This is a genomic window from Knoellia altitudinis (assembly GCF_042666355.1).
In the GTDB taxonomy this organism is placed as follows: domain Bacteria; phylum Actinomycetota; class Actinomycetes; order Actinomycetales; family Dermatophilaceae; genus Knoellia; species Knoellia altitudinis.
In genome coordinates this window covers 2,663,946-2,679,907 of sequence record NZ_JBHTDK010000001.1, presented here as the reverse complement: position 1 = coordinate 2,679,907, position 15,962 = coordinate 2,663,946, and the positions used below count along the sequence as shown (strand labels likewise).

General features: G+C 68.3%; 16 protein-coding genes. 5 read left to right on the top strand and 11 right to left on the bottom strand.

Annotated elements, in window-relative coordinates:
* The first annotated feature begins 2 nt into the window (after positions 1-2).
* Together rfbB and rfbD are read left to right on the top strand one after the other, a co-directional pair.
* The gene (gene rfbB, locus ACFQW8_RS12610; RefSeq protein WP_380087843.1) at positions 3-1,010 is read left to right on the top strand and encodes a dTDP-glucose 4,6-dehydratase; all 1,008 of its coding nucleotides are present in this window, start codon (positions 3-5) and stop codon (positions 1,008-1,010) included.
* Entirely contained in the window at positions 1,010-1,864 is an 855-nt protein-coding gene (gene rfbD / locus ACFQW8_RS12605) for a dTDP-4-dehydrorhamnose reductase (protein ID WP_380087841.1), read from the top strand. Before rfbB ends, rfbD begins: the two co-directional genes overlap by 1 nt.
* A 13-nt stretch (positions 1,865-1,877) precedes the next feature.
* On the opposite strand, the gene ACFQW8_RS12600 is transcribed toward rfbD, so the two are convergent.
* The 5 genes from ACFQW8_RS12600 to trpS form a co-directional block, all read right to left on the bottom strand.
* Positions 1,878-2,684, bottom strand: coding sequence for a hypothetical protein (locus ACFQW8_RS12600; RefSeq protein ID WP_380087839.1), 807 nt, complete (start codon positions 2,682-2,684; stop codon positions 1,878-1,880).
* 110 nt (positions 2,685-2,794) lie between these two features.
* On the bottom strand, positions 2,795-3,733 hold the full coding sequence (locus tag ACFQW8_RS12595; RefSeq protein ID WP_380087837.1) for a D-glucuronyl C5-epimerase family protein: 939 nt from the start codon (positions 3,731-3,733) through the stop codon (positions 2,795-2,797).
* Positions 3,734-3,755: 22 nt separating this feature from the next.
* Positions 3,756-4,886 (bottom strand): YihY/virulence factor BrkB family protein, encoded by a 1,131-nt coding sequence (locus ACFQW8_RS12590; protein WP_380087835.1) that lies wholly within the window; start codon positions 4,884-4,886, stop codon positions 3,756-3,758.
* A gap of 2 nt (positions 4,887-4,888) precedes the next feature.
* The gene (locus ACFQW8_RS12585; RefSeq protein ID WP_380087834.1) at positions 4,889-5,401 is read right to left on the bottom strand and encodes a 2'-5' RNA ligase family protein; all 513 of its coding nucleotides are present in this window, start codon (positions 5,399-5,401) and stop codon (positions 4,889-4,891) included.
* A 10-nt stretch (positions 5,402-5,411) separates the two neighbouring features.
* Positions 5,412-6,443 (bottom strand): tryptophan--tRNA ligase, encoded by a 1,032-nt coding sequence (trpS, locus tag ACFQW8_RS12580; RefSeq protein WP_380087832.1) that lies wholly within the window; start codon positions 6,441-6,443, stop codon positions 5,412-5,414.
* A 31-nt stretch (positions 6,444-6,474) separates the two neighbouring features.
* Between trpS and galK the strand changes: the two genes are divergently transcribed.
* Positions 6,475-7,629 (top strand): galactokinase, encoded by a 1,155-nt coding sequence (galK, locus tag ACFQW8_RS12575; protein WP_380087830.1) that lies wholly within the window; start codon positions 6,475-6,477, stop codon positions 7,627-7,629.
* 45 nt (positions 7,630-7,674) lie between these two features.
* Here galK and ACFQW8_RS12570 read toward each other — a convergent pair whose 3' ends face one another.
* Positions 7,675-8,979: a nucleotide sugar dehydrogenase gene (locus ACFQW8_RS12570; protein WP_380087828.1), complete on the bottom strand. Its 1,305-nt coding sequence runs from the start codon at positions 8,977-8,979 to the stop codon at positions 7,675-7,677.
* 132 nt (positions 8,980-9,111) lie between these two features.
* On the opposite strand from ACFQW8_RS12570, the gene wecB reads away from it, so the two are divergent.
* Positions 9,112-10,182: a non-hydrolyzing UDP-N-acetylglucosamine 2-epimerase gene (gene wecB, locus ACFQW8_RS12565; protein WP_380087826.1), complete on the top strand. Its 1,071-nt coding sequence runs from the start codon at positions 9,112-9,114 to the stop codon at positions 10,180-10,182.
* Between the two features lie 25 nt (positions 10,183-10,207).
* Here wecB and ACFQW8_RS12560 read toward each other — a convergent pair whose 3' ends face one another.
* The 4 genes from ACFQW8_RS12560 to ACFQW8_RS12545 are packed head-to-tail and all read right to left on the bottom strand — an operon-like array spanning position 10,208 to position 13,829.
* Positions 10,208-11,194, bottom strand: coding sequence for a Gfo/Idh/MocA family protein (locus ACFQW8_RS12560; RefSeq protein ID WP_380087825.1), 987 nt, complete (start codon positions 11,192-11,194; stop codon positions 10,208-10,210).
* Positions 11,194-12,291: a DegT/DnrJ/EryC1/StrS family aminotransferase gene (locus ACFQW8_RS12555; RefSeq protein ID WP_380087824.1), complete on the bottom strand. Its 1,098-nt coding sequence runs from the start codon at positions 12,289-12,291 to the stop codon at positions 11,194-11,196. Before ACFQW8_RS12555 ends, ACFQW8_RS12560 begins: the two co-directional genes overlap by 1 nt.
* Complete coding sequence (locus tag ACFQW8_RS12550) at positions 12,288-12,881, bottom strand: acyltransferase (RefSeq protein WP_380087822.1); 594 nt, start codon at positions 12,879-12,881, stop codon at positions 12,288-12,290. Before ACFQW8_RS12550 ends, ACFQW8_RS12555 begins: the two co-directional genes overlap by 4 nt.
* A gap of 60 nt (positions 12,882-12,941) precedes the next feature.
* Positions 12,942-13,829 carry an exodeoxyribonuclease III gene (locus tag ACFQW8_RS12545; RefSeq protein WP_380087821.1) on the bottom strand — a complete coding sequence of 296 codons (888 nt, stop codon included), beginning with the start codon at positions 13,827-13,829 and terminating at the stop codon, positions 12,942-12,944.
* Between the two features lie 38 nt (positions 13,830-13,867).
* On the opposite strand from ACFQW8_RS12545, the gene ACFQW8_RS12540 reads away from it, so the two are divergent.
* Entirely contained in the window at positions 13,868-14,452 is a 585-nt protein-coding gene (locus ACFQW8_RS12540; RefSeq protein ID WP_380087820.1) for an arsenate-mycothiol transferase ArsC, read from the top strand.
* 1 nt (position 14,453) lies between these two features.
* Here ACFQW8_RS12540 and ACFQW8_RS12535 read toward each other — a convergent pair whose 3' ends face one another.
* Positions 14,454-15,887 carry a polysaccharide biosynthesis tyrosine autokinase gene (locus tag ACFQW8_RS12535; protein WP_380087819.1) on the bottom strand — a complete coding sequence of 478 codons (1,434 nt, stop codon included), beginning with the start codon at positions 15,885-15,887 and terminating at the stop codon, positions 14,454-14,456.
* Positions 15,888-15,962 lie beyond the last annotated feature (75 nt).

Here is a 15,962-nt window from a genome sequence, read left to right as displayed (position 1 = left end):
GCGTGCGCATTCTCGTCACCGGTGGAGCCGGTTTCATCGGATCGAACTTCGTCCACCTCACCCTGGCCACGCGGCCGGACGTCACCGTCACGGTGCTGGACGCCCTGACGTATGCCGGCTCGCGGGCCTCGTTGGCCGGGATCGACGACCGCGTCGGTGTCGTCGAGGGCGACATCACCGATGCCGACCTGGTGCAGCGTCTCGTGGGTGAGCACGACCTCGTGGTGCACTTCGCGGCGGAGTCGCACAACGACAACTCGCTGTCGGACCCGTGGCCGTTCGTCCACACCAACGTCATCGGCACCTACACGTTGCTCGAGGCCGTGCGACGCCACGGGGTGCGCTACCACCACGTCTCCACCGACGAGGTCTACGGCGACCTCGACCTCGACGACCCGGCTCGCTTCACGGAGGCCACGCCCTACAACCCGTCGAGCCCGTACTCGTCGACCAAGGGAGCGAGTGACCTGCTCGTGCGGGCCTGGGTGCGCTCCTTCGGTGTGCGGGCAACGATCTCGAACTGCTCCAACAACTACGGCCCGCGCCAGCACGTCGAGAAGTTCATCCCCCGGCAGATCACCAACCTCATCGACGACGTCCGGCCCAAGCTCTACGGCGACGGGCTCAACGTGCGGGACTGGATCCACGTCGACGACCACAACCGCGCCGTGTGGGCGATCATCGACCGTGGCGAGATCGGCGAGACCTACCTCATCGGGGCCGACGGCGAGGTCGACAACAAGACGGTCGTGCGCGACATCCTCGAGCTCATGGGCCGGGCTGCTGACGACTTCGACCACGTCACCGACCGTCCCGGTCACGACCGGCGCTACGCCATCGACTCCACCCGCCTGCGGACGGAGCTCGGGTGGGAGCCCGAGTACCCCAGCTTCCGCGAGGGGCTCGAGGCGACCATCGAGTGGTACCGGGACAACGAGGCGTGGTGGCGACCGATGAAGGACGCCACCGAGGCCCGGTACGCCGCCACGCAGAGCGTCATCCAGCACTGATGGCACGTTGGCTCGTGACCGGCGCGGGTGGGATGCTCGCGCACGACCTCATCCCCACCCTGACCCGTGCCGGTCACGAGGTGACGGCATGCAGTCGCACCGACCTCGATGTCACCGACCCGGTCGCGTGCACCGCCGCGGTCGAGGACCATGACGTCGTCGCGAACCTCGCGGCCTGGACGGCCGTCGACGACGCCGAGACCCAGGAGGCCCAGGCCTTCAGCGTCAACGCGGTCGGTGCTGCCAACCTGGCTCTCGCCTGCTCGGCCAGTGGGGCGCGCCTGGTCCACGTCTCCACGGACTACGTCTTCGCCGGCGACTCCACCTCCCCCTACGCCGTCGATGCACCCGTCGCCCCCCGTTCGGCCTACGGCCGGACCAAGGCGGCCGGCGAGTGGGCCGTCCGGACCCACTGCCCTTCGGCCCTGGTCGTGCGCACTGCCTGGCTCTACGGGGCGGGTGGGCCGAACTTCGCCGCCACCATGGCGCGGCTCGCCGGCGAGCGCGACACCCTCTCGGTCGTCGACGACCAGCGCGGTCAGCCCACCTGGACGGCCGACCTCGCCGCCGCGGTGGTCCGCCTCGTCGAGGCCGAGGCGCCCGGGGGGATCTGGCACGGCACCGGGGCCGGCGAGACGACGTGGTTCGGCTTCGCCCGGGCGATCTTCGAGGAGCTGGGGCTCGACCCCGAGCGGGTCAGCCCCACGACGACCGACGCGTTCCCCCGACCGGCGCCACGGCCGGCATACTCCGTCCTCGCTCACGACCGCTGGGCCACCGCGGGCATCGAGCCCCTGGGGCACTGGCGCGACGCCCTGCGCCGGGCAGCCCCGAGGGTGCTCGGCACGACCTGAGCCCGAACGCCCCTCAGCTGAAGAGCACCAACACCGACGAGTATCTTTGGCCCTCAACCAGGACTGGCCCCTGCGGCTGCAGTCGGAGCCCCACGCTGACCGTGATCTCCGGGCATCTTGATGCGTCGACCGGGTGCTCCGCAGTCCCGTGCCACTTCACGTGGTGCTGCACCGGCGTCGCTGACGCGGACGTCGACCACGACTCCGACTGGGTGCAGGGTGCTGCTGCTCCGGCGATCACGGTAACCACTTCACCACGGGCCGTCGGGGGAGTCCGGGGGTCCCCGTCACCGAAGGTGCTCACCTGCACGCCGCTCAGGACCTCGACGCGGGTACTGCCCGCCGGGACGGCAACCCTGGCGGACGTCAGCGACGTGCCGGTCCCGGGAGCCACCTCACGTTCGGACAGCGGCAGCTCGAGGGCCGAGCGCACCTGCCGTGAACTGAGCTGAGTGGTGGGCCGGCCGACGGTCAGGTTCTGGAGCGCAACGGCGGGAGGCAGGGCGGCGTGACCATAGAGACCACAGTCCAATGGTCTTGAACCTTCGGGAGCGAGCCATCTCACCCACAGGGAGGTGCGGCTCCCCGGGTCGCTGTTCGTCGTGGTGAAGGTCGACGCCAAGTCGTCACCACCCCGTTCGCGGCAGCGGATCTGCGCCCCGACGAGCGCACGCGGCGCTCGGCCCACCTCGAGTCGCCCCGTCAGGACGGTGCGAGAGTCTGCGGTGCGCTGCGCGACGTCGGTGGCGACGAGTCTGCGGACCTCGTCCGTGGGGATGAGGCCAGCAACGTCCCCCGGAGCTCCACTACGTGACGGCACCGGAGAGGGCGACGGTGTGGGCGTGGGCGGACTGCAGGCCGTGACTCCCGTCAACGGCAGAAGGAACGCTGCGACGAGGAACCAGCATGGGATCGACGCCTGGTTCTTCGTCACCAAGTACTGGGGTCCATTGCTGGGTAGGTCCGCCAAAGGTCGGCGTAGAACGTGATGACGGCGTTGGGGGCGACGCTCTGCAGGGCGTCGAGCAGGAGGACATGAATCCGGTGGTAGTGAGCGGCATGGTGAATCTTGCGCGCGGGCTTCGTGAGGTGTCCGAGGTGGTACGCGCTCGTGGTGATCGCGTCGTGGTGGGGCAGGGCGTAGATCATCGTGGCCAAGCACTCCTGGAAGAGCGCGCGGGCTCCCGAGTCACCCGCCGCGGCCAGGTCCCAGAGTCCGATCAGGGTGAATTGGAATCCGTTGAGCGCGAACGTCGGGGCCGTAAGGGTGGGGTACTCCTCCAGATAAGTGAGCCCGTGGAACTTTGCGGAGAGACCGCCTTGGCTCACCGGCTTCAGGAGTGGCTGCAGAGCGAGCCGCGCGCCCGTGACGTAGCCGGGCTTCGTCGGGTATGCCGAACCGATGCGCGTGAGCAGGGACATCGCCTGCCCCTGCGCCATGGCAGAGGCCCAACCGGCTGCCAGGGTCTCTGACATCCCGCCGACCCCGAAGGCGTAGTTGTACCTCCACAGGCCACTGGGCTTCTCCTGGTTAGCCAGGAGCCAGCCTGCCTGGACCACGGCCTTGTGGAGCGCCGCGGCACTCGCGTCCCGCCGGTAGTAGGAGAACTGCTGCAGCCCGTACTGGGAGATCGTCACCGGGTTGTACACCCAGGTGGCACCCCGCTGGACTTGGATGACGCCCTTGGCGTCGATCCGCACGTTGCTCCCCCCTGCGATGTTGCCCCGCGTGAGGTAGTCGAGATAGGGCCCGGTGCTCACATAGTCGGTGCCTGCGAGCTGGGCGGGAGCGGCCGATGCGCTGCTCGCCGCTGCCACGTTCGCCGCTGCTGCGCCTGACAACCCGGTGATCAGATCCCGTCGATTCATGTGTCTTCCTTCCTGGAAGAGCTCAGTGACGCCGCAGGAGTCGTCGCGCCAACCGTACGGCGATGCCGAGGCCCGTGGCGGCAGAGGCGCCGAGGGCGACGCCCAGAGCGAGGTTGACCCGGTCGTCGGCACGCCTTGACGCGGGAGCCGAGACCTTGTCGGTATGCCGTGTGGTCGGGTTCGACTGTGGCGGCACTCCCAGCCACACCGGTTCACGGGCGGTCGGGTCCAGTGCGGCGGAGACGGGAGGCTCTGGTCCCTCGAGCAGCTTGACGCGCTGCCCCTCGGTGAGGTCGTGCTTGTCCAGGTCGAGGGAGTTCGCGCTCCAGGCCGCCGCCAGCAGGATGACGCGGGACATGAGGTTGAGCCAGGCCAGGAGCCCGACCACCACGGCGATCGACGCGAAGAGGGGGTTGCTCGTCGTGCCGGCGATGAGGGTCGCACCCAGCACCTTGAGGAGCGTGAGACCGATGCCGCCCACCACCGCACCACCGATGAGGCCGCGTCGCGGAACGTCGACACCCGAGAGCAGCCGCAGCATGACGAGGACGACGAGCCCGTCGAGCACCGCTCCGACGGCGAACGCGATGAGGGACAGCAGCCACTCCTGCCCCCCGAGACCGACCTGCTCGGCGAGCCAGGAGGTGGTCGCGCCGGCGACACCGGTCACTGCCGCCGAGACGACGATCGCGAACCCGAGGATGACGAGGACGCCGAGGTCGCGCAGCTTGGCGGTGACGACGTTGCCCGGGGCACCCTCGGCGCCGAAGATGGCGCGGATGCCGTCCCGGAGGGCGCCGAGCCAGCCGAGACCAGCGAACAGCAGACCACCCAGACCGACGAGTCCGGTGACGGTCAGGGTGTTGCCGGTCGGAACTTCGAGCGGGATGAGCCCGTCGTTGTCACCCTGCTTGATGAAGCCCGGGAGCGTGCTGTCCAGGTAGCTGCGGATCTGGTCGAGCCACTGCTCGTTGTCCTGCAGCAGGACCCCGAAGATCGTGAAGGCCAGGGCCACCGCCGGGAAGATGGAGAAGAACGCGAAGTAGGTCACGCCACCGGCGAGGAGGTTGCCTCGGACGTCGCCGTAGCGCTTCCAGGCGTGCCAGATCCGAGTCCGTTGCAGGCGCGCCCAGAGCCTCTTGAGCCGATCCATGCTCAGCCGTCCAGGCTGAAGGATGACAGCGGGCGCCACACTCCGTCGTCGGTCTGGTGGAACAGCTCGAACGACGCGACGTCGAACGTGCACCGGAAGTCGACGAGATCGTCGAAGGCGTCGTCGAGCTGGTCCTCACCGAGGTTGTGGGCCACGGTGACGTGCGGGTGGTAGTTGAAGTCGAGGCGGCGCTCGACCGGCCCTTGCCGAACGGCCGTCTCGAGGAGCTCGCACTGCGAGATGCCCGACGACACCTGGACGAAGACGACCGGCGACAGTGGGCGGAACGTCCCTGTGCCCGACAGGGTCATCCGGAAGGCGGCGTGCGACCGCGCCACGACCGCGAGGTGCTCCTCGAAGGCGTCGAGGGACGTCGCGTCGATCTCCGTGGGGGGCAGCAGCGTCACGTGTGGCGGGATGAAGCGCGCCAGCGGATCGCCGAAGCGCTCGCGAGCCTGCTGGAGGACGGACCCGTGGGGTTCGGGCACCGTGATCGACACGCCGTGGGTGGGCATGCGCTCGACCCTATCGGCCGGCAGGGAGCAGGCCGACGCTCTCGCGCACCCGTGCCATCGTCGACTGCGCCACGGTCCGGGCCCGCTCGGCGCCGGACGCCAGGATGCGGTCGAGCTCGGCCGGGTCGTCGAGCAGCTGGCCCATCCGCGCCTGGAACGGCTCGATGGCGGCGACGACGACGTCGGCGACCTCCTTCTTGAGGTCACCGTAGCCACGCCCCGCGAACGACGTCTCGAGATCCTCCACCGAGGTGCCGGACAGGGTCGAGTGGATGACGAGCAGGTTGGACACCCCCGCCTTGTTCTCCACGTCGTAGCGGATCTCGGCCTCGGTGTCGGTGACGGCCGAGCGGATGTTCTTGGCGATCCTGGCTGGGTCCTGCATGAGGTCGATGAGGCCCTTGGGCGACGAGCCGGTCTTGCTCATCTTCGACGTCGGGTCCTGCAGGTCCATGATCTTCGCCGAACCCTTGACGATGTAGGGCTCGGGCACGACAAGAGTCTCACCGAAGCGGGTGTTGAAGCGCTCGGCGAGGTCGCGCGTGATCTCGAGGTGCTGGCGCTGGTCCTCACCGACGGGCACGACAGCGGTGTCGTAGAGCAGGATGTCCGCCGCCATGAGCATTGGGTAGGTGAACAGCCCGACCGTGGCGCTCTGCCCCTTGGCCGTCTTGTCCTTGAACTGGGTCATCCGGTTCGCCTCGCCGAAGGAGGTGAGGCAGTTCATGATCCAGGCCAGCTCCGCGTGCTCAGGCACGTGGCTCTGGCAGAACACCGCAGACCGTTCCGGGTCGACGCCGCCGGCGACGAACTGCGCGGCGGTCAGGCGGGTCCGGTTGCGCAGGACCGCGGGCTCGGTCTGCACGGTGAGCGCGTGCAGGTCGACGACCGGGTAGTACGCGTCGTACTCGTCCTGCAGCTTCACCCAGTTGACCAGTGCCCCGAGGTAGTTGCCGAGGTGGAGGGAGTCACTGGTGGGCTGCATCCCCGAGAGGATCCGGGGAGGCGCCGTAGGCGCGTCTGGTGCGGACATGCGCGTCATTGTGTCAGGTGGCCGCACCTAGACTCGCAGCGTGCCAAGCCTCACGGAGACGTTCAGCGCCCACTTCGGCCACGCCCCTGACGGCGTGTGGTCAGCTCCCGGTCGGGTCAACCTCATCGGCGAGCACACCGACTACAACGGCGGTCTGGCCCTCCCCATCGCCCTGCCCCAACGCACGAGGTGCGCCGCGTCTGCGCGCGAGGACGACGTGCTCAGCATCCACTCGCTCCAGGACGACTCCTCCGTCGAGGTGCGCATCGACGACGTGGCACCGGGGCACCCGGCCGGCTGGACGGCATACGTCGCAGGTGTCCTGTGGGCGCTGCGCGAGGCCGGGTATGCCGTCCGCGGACTGGAGGTCGTCGTCGACGGCCAGGTGCCCCTGGGGGCCGGACTGTCCAGCTCCGCAGCCCTCGAGTGCTCGGTGGCTGCAGCGGCGTCGGACCTCTTCGGGCTGGGGCTTCTCGAGTCGGCGGAAGGACGCTCGACGCTGGCCTCGGCCTGTCAGCGTGCCGAGAACGACATCGCCGGAGCGCCCACCGGTGGCATGGACCAGGCGGCCGCGATGCACTGCACCGAGCGTCATGCGTTGCGGTTGGACTGTCGTGACGGCTCGACGAGCCAGGTGCCGTTCGACCTGTCGGCCCACGACGTCGTCCTGCTGGTGACGGACACACGCGCGAGCCACGCCCTCGCCGATGGCCAGTACGGCGCCCGCCGCGACTCCTGCGAGAGGGCCGCCGACATCCTCGGCGTCGAGTTCCTGCGGGAGATCGACCCTGCGGCACTCGACGAGGCCCTGGCGCAGCTGCCGGACGACGTGCTCCGCCGCCGGACGCGGCACGTCGTCACCGAGATCGCCCGGGTCGACGAGGTCGTCGACGCACTGCGCCGCAACGACCTCGAGGAGGTCGGGCGGCTGTTCGTCGCCTCTCACGAGTCGTTGCGCGACGACTATGAGGTGTCGTGCACCGAGCTCGACCTCGTCGTCGACACCGCCGTCGACGAGGGTGCGCTCGGCGCGCGGATGACGGGCGGAGGGTTCGGCGGCTCGGCCATCGCGCTGGTCCCCGTCGCCGAGGTGGATCGCGTGTCCGCTGCCATCGCGACGGCCTTCGCCGACGCGAAGCTCACGGCGCCCGTGTCGTTCTCCGTCACCGCAGGCGGGCCTGCCAGCAAGGACTGAGGCCCGTACGGCGCCGGGCAGCCTGAGCCCAATACCCAACAAGGGTCAGAAGGCAGCCGTGGACACGCCGATCACTCGGTGAGGTATGCCCTCGAAGCGACCGGCGTCGGTGATCCTGCGGCCGTCGACGATCGCCTTGAGGCCAGGCAGGTCGGACGGTGAGAGGTCGGCATACTCGGCATGGTCGGCCTGGACCACCACAGCCCCGACCGGGTCACCGACGTGGTAGGGCTCCCAACCGAATCCCCGGATCTCGTCGTCGCTGTACATTGGGTCGTGGACCAGGACGTCTGCGCCCTTGGCCCGTAGCGCGTCGACCAGCGGGAACACTCCCGAGAACGCTGTCTCCTTCACCCCACCTCGGTAGGACGCCCCAAGCACGGCGACGCGGGCACCTCGAAGGTCACCGTGGGCGCCCTCGAGGAGGAGGGCCGCGTGCTGTGGCATGGCCATGTTCGCCTCGCGGGCGGCGCGCACGACGGAAGCCGTAGGGTCGTTGAACAGGTAGAGGCGGGGGTAGACGGGGATGCAGTGGCCACCGACGGCGACGCCGGGCCGGTGGATGTGGCTGTACGGCTGGGAGTTGCTGGCGTCGATGACCTGGTGGATGTCGATGCCGTTGCTTTCGGCGAACTTGGCGAACTGGTTGGCCAGGCCGATGTTGACGTCGCGGTAGGTCGTCTCGGCAAGCTTGGCGAGCTCGGATGCCTCGGCCGAGCCGAGATCCCATACTCCGTTGCCGCGTTCGAGATCCGGACGGTCATCGAAGTCCAGAACAGCCTCATAGAACTCGATGGCCCGTGCGGCGCCATCGACGCTGAGCCCGCCCACGAGCTTGGGGTACTTACGCAGGTCCGCGAACACTCGGCCGGTCAGGACGCGCTCAGGAGAGAAGACGAGATGGAAGTCCTTGCCCTCGACGAGGCCAGAGGCCCCCTCAAGCATCGGCTTCCAGCGAGTGCGTGTGGTGCCCACGGGGAGGGTGGTCTCGTAGGACACAAGGGTGCCGGCAGTCAGATGCTTCCCGATCGACGCGGTGGCGGAGTCCATCCAGCCGAAGTCGGGCTGCCATGTCTCGTCGTTGACGAAGAGAGGGACGACCACGACGACCGCATCGGCTTCCGGGATGGCCTGCGAGTAGTCCGTCGTCGCGACGAGCCGGCCCGCGGGGACAAGTCGTGAGAGACGCTCGTCGAGCTCCGCCTCACCGGGGAAGGGCTCACGCCCCTCGTTGATGACAGCCACGAGGGCTTCGTTGACGTCCACCCCGACCACCTCGTGCCCCTTGCTGGCGAACTGCACGGCGAGCGGAAGGCCGATCTTGCCGAGAGCGACGACGGCAATCTTCACGAATGACTCCTTGGATGGTGGATCGAGGTGGCGGGCAGGCGAAAGGCCATCGTACGAGGCTCGACCAGAACCACTGCGTCACCATCGACCCGCCACCGCTGCACAGGACGAGCGCCCTCTACATTGGCCCACGTGAAGGTACTCAGCGTCGTTGGCGCCCGCCCCCAGTTCGTGAAGCTCGCCCCGATCGCTCACGCCCTCAGGGCCCAGGGCCACGAGCACGTCATCGTCCACACCGGCCAGCACTACGACGCCAAGATGTCGGACGTGTTCTTCCAGGACCTCAGAATTCCTGCCCCTGACGTCCACCTCGGCGTGGGTTCGGGTTCGCACGGAGTCCAGACCGGTTCGATGTTGGCTCAGCTCGACGCCGTGCTCGAGGAACACGACCCTGACTGGGTCCTCGTCTACGGTGACACCAACAGCACGATCGCTGGCGCGCTCTCTGCGGTGAAGCTGCACTATCCCCTCGCCCACCTCGAGGCTGGGCTGCGCTCCTTCAACCGGCGCATGCCCGAGGAGCACAATCGCGTCCTGACCGACCATGCCGCTGACCTGTGCCTGGCCCCGACCGATGTCGCGCGCAGCCACCTCGAGTCCGAGGGCTTGGCCGAACGCACCGTCGTCACGGGCGATGTCATGACCGACGTCTGCCTGGCTACTGCCGAGCGGGTGCGCGGCACCCCGCCAACTTTGCCCGTTGGTGTCGAGGCCGGCGGCTATGTCCTGTCGACCATCCACCGTGCCGAGAACACCGACGACCCGGCCCGGCTGGCCGCCATCGTCGGCGGGCTCGCTGGACTGCCCTGCCCCGTCGTCCTCACTGCGCACCCACGTCTCGTGGCCAAGGCAGCCGAGCACCGCATCGACCTCAGCCAGGGCGCGCTGCGTACGATCGAGCCCCTCAACTATCCCGAGATGATCGGTGCCATCGCACATGCGCGCGCAGTGGTGACGGATTCAGGTGGCCTGCAGAAGGAGGCCTTCCTCTTGCGAACACCATGTACGACCGTGCGCACCGAGACTGAGTGGACCGAGACGATCGAACTGGGCTGGAACGTCCTCGCCCTCGACCTGGATGAGCTCAGCACACTCGTTGACCGGCCTGCGCCGGCGCCGACCGAGGCCACTCCCTACGGCGACGGCCACGCGGCGACCGCCACCGTGGAGACCCTCGCCGCCAGGGTCCGATCTCGACCCTGAGCGGCGAGTGTTCGTCCGCGAAACCTCAGAGCGTGACGGTCCGCCCCGTTGTTGCCGACTCGATGCAGGCCTCGGCGACCCGCACCGTCTGCAGACCCTGGGTCATCGTCACGATGTCGGCGTCCTTGCCGAGAACTGCGTCGCGGAACTGCTCATGCTCGACACGCAGCGGCTCCGGCTTGGAGATCGCGTAGCGGACGACGTCACCCTCGGAGACACCACGGAAGTTCGCGATGTCGTCCCAGGTCGTCTGCACCTCGCCGTTGGCGTAGAAGGTGAGGTCGGCGGTGAGCGTGTCGGCGACGAAGGCGCCCTTCTCACCGGTGATGATCGTGACGCGCTCCTTGAGCGGCGACAGCCAGTTGACGAGGTGGTTGGTCACCACTCCGTTGGACAGCTGACCAGTCACCGCGACGAGGTCCTCGAACTCGCGACCGCTCTTGTATGCCGTCCGCGCCGCCACTGAGGCGAACGTCTGCTGCGTGACCCACGCGGTGAGGTCGATGTCATGCGTCCCGAGGTCCTTGACGACGCCGACGTCGGCGATACGCGCCGGGAACGGGCCCTGGCGACGGGTGCTCACCTGGTAGACGTCACCGAGGTCACCGGCCTCGAGACGGCGACGCGCCTCCTGAAGAGCCGGGTTGTAGCGCTCGATGTGTCCAACCGCGCCAACGAGTCCCTTGGCCTCGAACGCCTGGGCGATCTTGGTGGCGGCCGGAGTGTCTTGAGCAAGCGGCTTTTCGATGATCGCGTGCACTCCGGCCTCGGCGAGCGCGAGGCCGACCTGCTCGTGGTAGATGGTCGGAACCGCGACCATGCAGTAGTCGATGCCCTGCTCGATGAGCCGCTCGATGCCGGCAAGCACAGGACGGCCGCCAGCGACGCCGTGGACGTCACCGCCCGGGTCGGCCACGGCGACGAGCTCGACTCCGGGCAGGCTCGCAAGGACCCGGCCGTGGTGACGGCCCATCATGCCGAGGCCGATGAGGCCGGCGCGCAGGTTTGTCATCAGGCACCGGCCCTTGCGAGCGTGTTGACGCCCTCGACGATGCGCTCGAGGTCGCCCTGGCTCAGGCTCGGGTGGACGGGGAGCGAGAGGCACTGGGCGGCTGCCTTCATCGTCTCAGGCAGGTCGGCCTCGTCCGTCGTGCCGGCGAACGGCGTCAGCTGGTGGTTGGGCACGGGGTAGAACATGCCGGAACCGACCTTGAACTGCTCCTTGAGCGCGGCGGCGAATCCGTCCCGGTCCTCAGCCACTCGCACCGTGTACTGGTGGTAGACGTGCACGGCGCCCTCGGCGACGGGCGGCGCGGTGACGCCCTGGAGGTTGGCGCTGAAGTAGGCGGCGTTGTCCTGTCGCGCCTTGGTCCAGGCATTGACCTTCTTGAGCTGCTCGCGCCCGATGGCAGCATGGATGTCCGTCATGCGCGCGTTGAAGCCGATGACCTCGTTGTGGTACTGCCTCTCCATGCCTTGGTTGCGGTAGAGACGCATGAGTCGCTCGATCTCGGGCTCCGCGATGGAGACCATTCCGCCCTCGCCGGATGTCATGTTTTTCGTCGGGTAGAGCGAGAACATCGCGAACGTCCCGAATGCGCCGACCGGCGTTCCGCCGAGGGAGGCGCCGTGGGCCTGCGCCGCGTCCTCGTAGACCTGGAGCCCGTGCTTGTCGGCGATCGCCATGATCTGGTCCATCTTGGCAGGGTGTCCGTAGAGGTGAACCGGCATGATTCCGACGGTCCTGTCGGTGATCTTGGCCTCAATGGCGGTCGGGCTGAGGCAGAAGTCGTCGGCGTCGATGTCGGCGAAGACTGGCGTGGCACCGGTCAGAGCCACGGAGTTGCAGGTCGCGGCAAAGGTGAACGACGGGACGATGACCTCGTCACCTGCTGTGACGCCACTGGAAAGAAGGCCCAGGTGCTGGCCGCTGGTGCCGGAGTTGACCGCAACGCAGGCTCGACCGAGATTGAAGTGGGCGGAGAACTCGTCCTCGAAAGCCTTGACCTCGGGACCCTGCGCCAGCATTCCGCTGCGAAGGACCCGGTCGACGGCGGCGCGCTCCTCATCGCCGATGAGGGGTTTCGCCGGGGGGATGAACTCGTTCACTGCGTGGCCTCCGTCAGGCTTTCGTTGTCTTCGATGTACATCTCCCCAGTCCTGGGGCAGACCCATGTATCCGGCTCAGGGCCGGCCTCGAGCGGAACGCCAGCGCGGCCGACCCACCGTATGCGCCGGGCGGGCACTCCAGCCACGAGCGCGAAATCAGGGACATCCTTGGTGACGACCGAACCAGCTGCGACAAGCGCCCAACGACCGATTGTCACTGGGGCGACACACACGGACCGCGCTCCGATCGAAGAACCCCGTCTGCACGTCACACCCACTGCTTCCCAGTCATCACCACGCTTGAGTGACCCGTCCGGGTCCACGGAGCGAGGGAAATCGTCGTTCGTGAAGACGACCGCGGGGCCCACGAACACGCCGTCCTCCAGGACGGCAGGCTCATAGACGAGCGCGTAGTTCTGAAGCTTGCAGTTGTCCCCCATGACGACGCCGGTGCCGACGTAGGCGCCTCGCCCCACGATGCAATCCTGCCCGACGACGGCCATTTCCCTGACCTGAGCTAAGTGCCAGATCGACGTACCGGAGCCGATGACCGCCTCGGGCGACACGTCCGCGCTCTGGCTGATCCGCACGCCTCGCCGAGACGACGACATCGACGGATCAGATCTGGCAGCGGGAGGGATCACAGTGCCTCACCCTAAAGGACTAGAAGATTCCGCCAGGACACACCACCGACCCGCAGGTTCGCCTGCGACCGGCGCCCCATCGCGACATGCGAGGGTGAGGTCGTAGTCGATCGTCAGCGGTGCGTGATCGCTCCAACGATCCGCGTATGCCGCCGCGCGGCCGACCTCCGCACGCGTCGCCATGTTGGCGAGCGGCGCGCTAGCGAAGTGGTAGTCGATCCGCCACCCGGCGTCGTTGTCGAAGGCCTTGCCCCGCCACGACCACCACGTGTACGGGCCGGGCCCCGGCCCGTGTAGGGCGCGGTGGACGTCGACGTAGCCGTGGGTGCCCACCCAGTCGTCCAGGTGGGCCTGCTCCGCGGGCAGGAAGCCGGACCTGCCCAGGTTGCCCTTCCAGTTCTTCAGGTCGTCCGCCGAGTGACAGATGTTGAGGTCACCGGTGAGGACGGCACAACCGCCGTCGTCGGCCAGCTGCGCGAGGCGGAAACCAACGGCATCGAGGAAGCGGTGCTTCTCGTCCTGCCTGGGGGTGCCCGCCTCACCGGTGTGGACGTAGGTGGAGATGACGGTGACCGGGCCCCCTGGCCCAAGCACGTCGACCTCGATCCATCGCCCGGAATCCGCGAACTCGACCGGGCCGAGGTGGCTGCTGAGCCGGGCAGGGGCCTGACGGGTGAGCACGGCCACGCCCGCGTGACCCTTCGCGCTTCCGGACGCGCAGCTGACGTGCCAGCGCGCCAACGGGCTGCCGTCCAGGACTTCGCGCAGCTGGTCGTCGGTGGCCCGGACCTCCTGCAGCGCAATGACGTCGGCGTGCTGCGCGGCCAGCCAGTCCAACCCTCCGCGACGTGCGGCCGCGCGAATTCCGTTGACATTCGCGGAAATGAGACGCACCAGACAAGCCTAGCCACACTGCGTATACGCTTTTGGTCATGGACCGGGGGGTGGATGCCAACGCCTCGTCCGGACACGTCCTGATCGTCTGCACGGGCAACATCTGTCGCTCTCCCTACATCGAGCGAGTCCTGGCCCAGGAGCTCGCCGGGACGGGGGTCACCGTCGCTAGCGCAGGCACGGGCGCCCTGGTCGGCGCGCCGATCGACCCTCAGTCCGCCAGCCGCCTGGAGTCCGTGGGTGCCGATGCCAAGGGCTTCGCCGCCCAACCGGTCACCCGCGAGCTCGTGGCCGGTGCCGACCTCGTCATCACGGCGACGCGCGACCACCTGTCTCAGGTCGTCCCGCTCCATCCGCGCGCTCTCCGCTACGGGTTCGCCCTCCATGACCTCGGAGACCTGCTCGCCGCGGTGACCCCAGCCGAGATCGACGCGGCGAAGGGCGACAATCATGTGGCCAGGGTGGCGGCCGCGGCCATCGCGAAGCGTGGCGTCGTCAATCCCCGGCTGCCGAAGGACTCCGGGGTCGTGGACCCCTACCGGCAGCCTCCGCAGGTCTTCGACCAGATGGTCGTCGAGATCTCCACGTCCCTGCCGGCCGTCGTGAAGGCCCTACGCGGCTGACTCAGCTGCCGACGAGGTCCTTGCGCGGACGCGTCGTGTCGTCCGTGGCCTTGCGACGACGGCGTGAGCCGCGCCCCTGGGGGTCGGGAAGCGAGTCCGGCCGGTACTCGTAGCGGTAGTCGTAGGCGCCCCGCGCCTGTCGCGGGATGCGGTTGAGGACAATTCCAAGGACGGTCCCGCTGACGGTCTCGAAGGTCTGCAGAGCGTGGCCGAACTGTTCCCTGCTGACGATGCCGCTGCCCGCCACGACGATGGCGCCGTCGGCAAGCCGGGTGAGCACCGTGGAGTCGGTGACCGGCAGGACCGGTGCCCCGTCGATGAGCACGTAGTCGAACCGGTTGCGCAGGTCGTCCAGGAGCGTGCGCATCGCAGTCGAACCGAGCAGCTCGCTGGGGTTCGGCGGTGTGGCCCCGGCCCCGAGGACGGTGAGCGAGTGAGCACCGAAAGGCTGCAGCACGTCGTCGAGGTCGTAGCGGCCGATAAGGACGTCCGTGAGCCCGACGGAGCCCTCGAGACCGAGGTAGGTAAGCAGACGGGGGCGACGCAGGTCTCCCTCGACGACGCACACGCTCGCGCCCGACTCGGCCATCGCCAGGGCCAGGTTCGCGGTCGTGCTCGACTTGCCCTCCCCCGCGATCGACGAGGTGATGACGATGACGCGCGGGTGGTTCGTGGCGTCGACGAACTGGAGGTTGGTCCGCAGGCTCCGGAACGCCTCGGCCCGACCTGCGAGCGGGTCAGCCTGGATGATCAGGGGGTGCTTTGCCGCGTCGGCGTCGAAGGGAATCCCCCCCAGGACGACCGTGTCAGTGAGGCCTTCGACGTCCTCCTTGGTACGGAGCTTGGTGTCGAGCAGCTGCTTGAGCACAGCTGCACCAAATCCGAGCAGAAGCCCGAGGACGCCGCCGAGTGCGAGGTTGCGCAACGGTCGGGGGCTGACCGGCGCGGTCGCCTCGGTGGGTTCACGCAGCAACGTCACCTTGACCGGGCTGACGGTGTCGGCGTTGACCCGCTCCAAATCGGAGACCACCGTCGGGAAGGTCTCGGCGATGGCCTGCGCGATGTCGCGGGCCTTGATCGGGTTCGCGTCCGTCACCGTGACGTCGATGAGGACCGTGTCGGGCGGGGTGGTCGCGGTGATCTTGCCTGCCAGCGCGCCGGACTTGTCGTCGATACCCGACCGGGCGATCACCGGGTCGAGGAGCTTGGGCGACTTGAGGAGCTCGCTGTAGGACTTCACCCGCTGCTGGGTGAACGTTCCCCCTTGAGCGAGTTGGCTGCTGTCCTGAGAACCGGCCGTCGACACGAAGAACTGAGTGCTCGATGTATAGAGCGGAGTCGCCATGAGGGTCAGCAGCGCGGACAGCCCGACGACGACAAGCGCGACTGCGGTCAGGGTGCGCCAGCGACGTCGCAGGATCTGCACATAGCTCATCAGGTCCAACGGACAATCCTCACGTGGGGTCGGCCCTCTCGGCCTCCGGTGTCGCATTCAACAGTACCGGTGACT